The 5,507-nt window shown below is 64.4% G+C and carries 4 protein-coding genes and 1 pseudogene; 4 read left to right on the forward strand and 1 reads right to left on the reverse strand.

Annotated elements, in window-relative coordinates; translation table 11 throughout:
* The 4 genes from hutI to hutH all read left to right on the forward strand — a co-directional run.
* On the forward strand, positions 1–959 hold a 959-nt coding region (gene hutI / locus ACRAUW_RS16485), incomplete at its 5' end, for an imidazolonepropionase (RefSeq protein ID WP_431363150.1).
* Positions 952–1,914 (forward strand): formimidoylglutamase, encoded by a 963-nt coding sequence (gene hutG, locus ACRAUW_RS16490; RefSeq protein ID WP_431363151.1) that lies wholly within the window; start codon positions 952–954, stop codon positions 1,912–1,914. The genes hutI and hutG, both read left to right, overlap by 8 nt.
* A 53-nt stretch (positions 1,915–1,967) precedes the next feature.
* The gene (gene hutU, locus ACRAUW_RS16495) at positions 1,968–3,677 is read left to right on the forward strand and encodes a urocanate hydratase (protein WP_431363152.1); all 1,710 of its coding nucleotides are present in this window, start codon (positions 1,968–1,970) and stop codon (positions 3,675–3,677) included.
* A 4-nt stretch (positions 3,678–3,681) separates the two neighbouring features.
* On the forward strand, positions 3,682–5,220 hold the full coding sequence (gene hutH / locus ACRAUW_RS16500; RefSeq protein ID WP_431363153.1) for a histidine ammonia-lyase: 1,539 nt from the start codon (positions 3,682–3,684) through the stop codon (positions 5,218–5,220).
* Positions 5,221–5,358: 138 nt separating this feature from the next.
* On the opposite strand, the pseudogene ACRAUW_RS16505 reads toward hutH, so the two are convergent.
* Positions 5,359–5,507, reverse strand: a pseudogene (locus ACRAUW_RS16505) (calcium:proton antiporter); the annotation flags it as partial.

A 5,507-nucleotide genomic window follows, 5' to 3' on the forward strand; every position in this document is an offset into this window, starting at 1 on the left:
AGGGAGTGCCCTATGCCGAGATCGCCCGTCGGGGCGGTGGCATCATCAGCACGGTGCGTGCGACCCGTGCCGCCAGCGAAGAGCTACTGTTCGAGCTGGCGTTGCCGAGGGTGACATCCCTGATCCGCGAAGGGGTCACCACGGTGGAGATCAAGTCCGGCTACGGCCTGACGCTGGTTGACGAACTCAAGATGCTGCGGGTGGCCCGCCGACTGGGAGAGGTGTTGCCGATCCGGGTCAAAACCACTCTGCTGGCGGCCCATGCGGTGCCGCCGGAGTATCGCGACGATCCCGACAGCTGGGTCGAGACCATCTGTCAGGAGATTATCCCGGCCGCCGCCGAGGCGGGTCTGGCCGATGCGGTAGATGTTTTCTGCGAGCACATCGGCTTCTCGCTGGCCCAGACCGAGCAGGTCTATCTGGCGGCGGATCAATACGGCCTGCCGGTGAAGGGGCATATGGATCAGCTCTCCAATCTCGGTGGCAGCACGCTCGCCGCCAACTTCGGCGCCCTCTCGGTGGATCATCTGGAGTATCTGGATCCGCAGGGGCTCCAGGCGCTTGCCCATCGCGGCGTGGTCGCCACCCTGCTGCCCACCGCCTTCTACTTCCTCAAAGAGACCAAGCTGCCGCCAGTCGCTGCGCTGCGCAAGGCGGGGGTGGCGATGGCGGTCTCCTCCGACATCAACCCGGGCACGGCCCCCATCGTCTCGCTTCGGATGGCGATGAACATGGCCTGCACCCTGTTTGGCCTGACCCCGCTGGAGGCCATGGTCGGGGTGACCCGTCACGCCGCCAAAGCGCTCGGCGAGCAGGATCGCCTTGGCCAGCTCAGGGTGGGCATGGCGGCTGATTTTCTGATCTGGCACTGCGCCCATCCGGCCGAGCTGAGCTACATGGTCGGCGTCGATCAGCTGGCCAGCCGCATCTTCAACGGCGAGGAGACCCTCCATGGATAATTTCAACCCGATCGACATGTCGCTCTGGCAGGGACGCCAGGATCCGGAAGATGGCGAGCTGGCCCAGCGCTGGCATGACAAAGTTCTGCCTTGGCAAGAGGCGCAGCCCCGGGCCGCCGGGGAACAAGAGGCTGCCGGTGTAGTGCTGCTCGGTTTTGCCTGCGATGAAGGAGTGCGCCGCAACAAGGGGCGTGTCGGCGCCGCCGGGGCGCCGCTGGCAGTGCGCAAGCTGCTGGCCAATACCGCCTGGCACCTGAACCGTCCCGTCTACGATGGCGGGGATGTGAGCTGTACCGATGGGGATCTCGATGCCGCCCACGGCTGTCTGGCTGAGCGGGTCGCCGCTGCGCTCGAACTGGGCCATTTCCCGCTGGTGCTGGGGGGTGGTCACGAGGTGGCCTTCGGCAGCTGGAGCGGCCTCAATCGTCATCTTGGTGGCGAGGGTCGGGTCGGGATCATCAATTTCGACGCCCACTTCGACCTGCGCATGAAGCAGGAATTGGCCAGCTCCGGCACCCCCTTCTTCCAGATTGCCGAGCAGTGTGCCGCTCAGGGCACACCGTTTCACTACGCCTGCCTCGGGGTAGCCGAGACCGCCAATACCCAAGCCTTGTTTGCCCGTGCCAAGGCGCTGGGAGTGTGGCATGTGCTGGACGAGGCGATGACCCAGACCGGGTTGCCAGCCTTGCTAAGCGGGCTGGATGCCTTTATCGCCGATTGTGATCACCTCTATCTGACCATCGACCTTGATGTGCTGCCCGGCGCTGTTATGCCGGGAGTAAGCGCCCCCGCCGCCCGCGGTGTGGAGCTGTCGGTGATCGAACCGCTGATCGCCCATATCCGGGCCAGCGGCAAGCTCAGGCTCGCCGATCTGGCCGAGTACAACCCGACGCTGGATCAGGACAACCGCAGTGCCCGCGTGGCCGCGCGACTGGTTCATCTGTTGACCCGTTAACCCTTTGGCCGCCCGTCGCCGAAGGCACCCTATTGATACAACAAGGAGTGTGTATGTCTGTGCAACAGCAGGATCCCCGCCATGATCCTAACCGCGTGATCCGTGCCCCGCGCGGCACAGAACTGACCGCCAAGAGCTGGCTCACTGAGGCGCCGCTGCGGATGCTGATGAACAACCTGGATCCCGATGTGGCCGAGCATCCCCAGTCGCTGGTGGTCTATGGCGGCATCGGTCGCGCTGCCCGCAACTGGGCCTGCTTTGACAAGATCGTCGAGGTGCTGACCCGGCTCGAGGAGGATCAGACCCTGCTGGTGCAATCCGGCAAGCCGGTCGGGGTGTTCCAGACCCACAAGGATGCGCCGCGGGTGCTGATCGCCAACTCCAATCTGGTGCCGCACTGGGCCAACTGGGAGCACTTCAACGAGCTCGATAAGAAGGGCCTGATGATGTACGGCCAGATGACCGCTGGCTCCTGGATCTACATAGGTACTCAGGGGATCGTGCAGGGCACCTACGAGACCTTCTTTGCGGTGGCCAATCAGCACTTCAACGGCGAACCCAAAGGGCGCTGGATCCTGACCGGTGGTCTCGGCGGCATGGGCGGCGCCCAGCCGCTGGCCGCCACCATGGCTGGCTTCTCGATGATCGCGGTGGAGTGCGACGAGACCCGCATCGATTTTCGTCTGCGCACCCGTTATGTGGACAAGAAGGCTCACAGCCTGGATGAGGCGCTGGCCATGATCGAAGAGGCCAAACAGAGCGGTACCGCTGTCTCCGTCGGTCTGCTCGGCAACGCCGCCGACGTATTCGCCGAGCTGGTGGCCCGGGGTATCACCCCGGACGTGGTGACCGACCAGACCTCTGCCCACGACCCGGTGCACGGCTACCTGCCGCAGGGTTGGAGCGTGGCCCAGTGGCGCGAGCTGCAGCAGAGCGTGCCCCAGGAGGTGAATCTGGCCGCTCGTCGTTCCATGGCCCGTCAGGTGGAGGCGATGCTGACCCTGCAAGAGCGCGGCGCGGCGACTCTGGATTACGGCAACAACATCCGTCAGATGGCGCTTGAGGGGGGGGTGGCGAACGCCTTCGACTTCCCCGGCTTCGTCCCCGCCTACATTCGCCCGCTGTTTTGCGAGGGGATTGGTCCGTTCCGCTGGGTGGCCCTCTCCGGCGATCCGGAAGATATCTACAAGACAGATCAGAAGGTGAAAGAGCTGATCCCCGATGATCCTCACCTGCACAACTGGCTCGACATGGCCCGCGAGCGCATCGCGTTTCAGGGGCTGCCGGCGCGGATCTGCTGGGTCGGGGTCAAGGATCGGGTTCGGCTCGGCCTAGCCTTCAACGAGATGGTGAAAAACGGTGAGCTGAAAGCCCCCATCGTCATTGGCCGCGACCATCTGGATTCCGGCTCGGTGGCGAGCCCGAACCGCGAGACCGAGTCGATGATGGATGGCTCCGATGCAGTCTCCGACTGGCCGCTGCTCAACGCCCTGCTCAACACCGCTGGTGGCGCGACCTGGGTCTCCCTGCACCACGGCGGCGGGGTCGGCATGGGCTTCTCCCAGCATTCCGGCGTGGTGATCGTCTGCGACGGCTCCGATGACGCGGCCCGCCGCGTCGGTCGGGTGCTGCGCAACGACCCGGCCACCGGCGTGATGCGCCATGCCGATGCCGGCTACGAGATTGCCATCAACTGTGCCCATGAGGCGAAACTGGATCTGCCGATGATTGACGGCGCCAACGGTGTCAAAGGAAAGGTGTAACACCATGTTTGAATTGACTATTACTCCGGGCGAGCTGGATCTTGCCACCCTGCGTCGCGTCAGCCGCGAGCCGGTACATGTTTCACTGGATCCGGCCGCGCTGCCGGGGATCCACGCCTCCGCTGCTGTGGTTACCAAGGTGATCGAGCAGAACCGGGTGGTGTATGGCATCAACACCGGCTTTGGCCTGTTAGCCAACACCCGCATTCCGGTGGAGCAGCTGGACGAGCTGCAGCGCTCCATCGTGCTTTCCCATGCGGCAGGGATTGGCGAGTACATGGATGACGCCACCGTGCGGTTGATGATGGTGCTTAAGCTCAACTCGCTGGCGCGGGGCTTCTCCGGCATCCGGCTGGAGGTGCTGGAGGCGCTGATGACCCTCATCAACGCCGAAGTCTATCCGGTGGTGCCGAAGAAGGGATCCGTCGGTGCCTCCGGCGATCTGGCGCCGCTGGCCCATATGAGCTGCCTGCTGATCGGGGAGGGCAAGGCTCGCCACAAGGGCGAGCTGATCGATGCCGCTACTGCGCTGAAAATTGCCGGGCTGGAGCCCATCGCGTTGGCACCCAAAGAAGGATTGGCGCTGCTTAACGGCACTCAGGCGAGCACCGCCTTTGCGCTGGAAGGGCTGTTCCACGCCGAGGATCTCTACGCCGGTGCCATCACCATAGGAGCCATGAGCGTGGAGGCCGCCCTTGGCAGCCGCCGGCCGTTCGATGCCCGCATCCACGAGGTGCGCGGTCAGCGTGGCCAGATCGATGCGGCCGCCTGCTACCGCCACCTGCTGGTGGACGGCAGCGAGATCGGCATGTCTCATCACAACTGCGAGAAGGTGCAGGATCCCTACTCATTGCGCTGCCAGCCGCAGGTGATGGGGGCCTGCCTGACCCAGATCCGCCAGGCCGCCGAGGTGCTGGTGTGCGAGGCCAACGCGGTCTCCGACAACCCGCTGGTGTTTGCCGATGATGAGGAGATCCTCTCCGGCGGCAACTTCCACGCCGAGCCGGTGGCCTTTGCGGCTGACAATCTGGCGCTGGCCATCGCCGAGATAGGTTCCCTCTCCGAGCGGCGAATGGCGCTGCTGATCGACTCGCGCATGTCCGGTCTGCCGGCATTTCTGGTCAACAATGGCGGGGTGAATTCGGGCTTTATGATCGCTCAGGTCACCTCGGCGGCGCTCGCCTCCGAGAACAAGACCCTGGCCCATCCCGCCTCGGTGGATAGCCTGCCGACTTCCGCCAATCAGGAGGATCATGTCTCCATGGCGACCTTCGCCGGTCGCCGGCTGGCGGATATGGCCGAGAACACCCGCGGCATTCTGGCGGTCGAACTGCTGGCGGCGGCACAGGGGCTCGATTTTCGCGCGCCGTTGCGCAGTACCGAGCTGATCGAGCTGGCCAAGGGACGACTGCGGACAGAGGTGAGCTTCTACGACAAGGACAGGTACTTCGCGCCGGATATCGAAGCGGCCGCTGCCCTGCTGGGCCATGCCAGCTACAACGACCTGATCCCGGCCGGGGTGCTGCCCAGTCTGGGAACCTGAGCCCCCCTCTCCCCTGGCGGAAGAAGGGTGGGGGATGAGGGGGAAGCCGCTTCACTGGCGCTGGTGAGATCCGGGAGCAGATAACAAAAGACCGCCCAATCGGGCGGTCTTTGCGTTTCTGGTGTTGGCAGAACTCGGTTATTCGTGTTCGAACATCAAGAACAGATAGACCACGAACAACACCAGATGGGTGGCGCCATGGAGCACATTGGTGCGGCCGCTGCTGAATGTCACCTTGCACACCATCAAGGTCGTGACCAGCAGCACCATATCGGCGGGGGAGAGGC

Source organism: Aeromonas sp. (genome assembly GCF_050633025.1).
Taxonomy (GTDB): domain Bacteria; phylum Pseudomonadota; class Gammaproteobacteria; order Enterobacterales; family Aeromonadaceae; genus Aeromonas.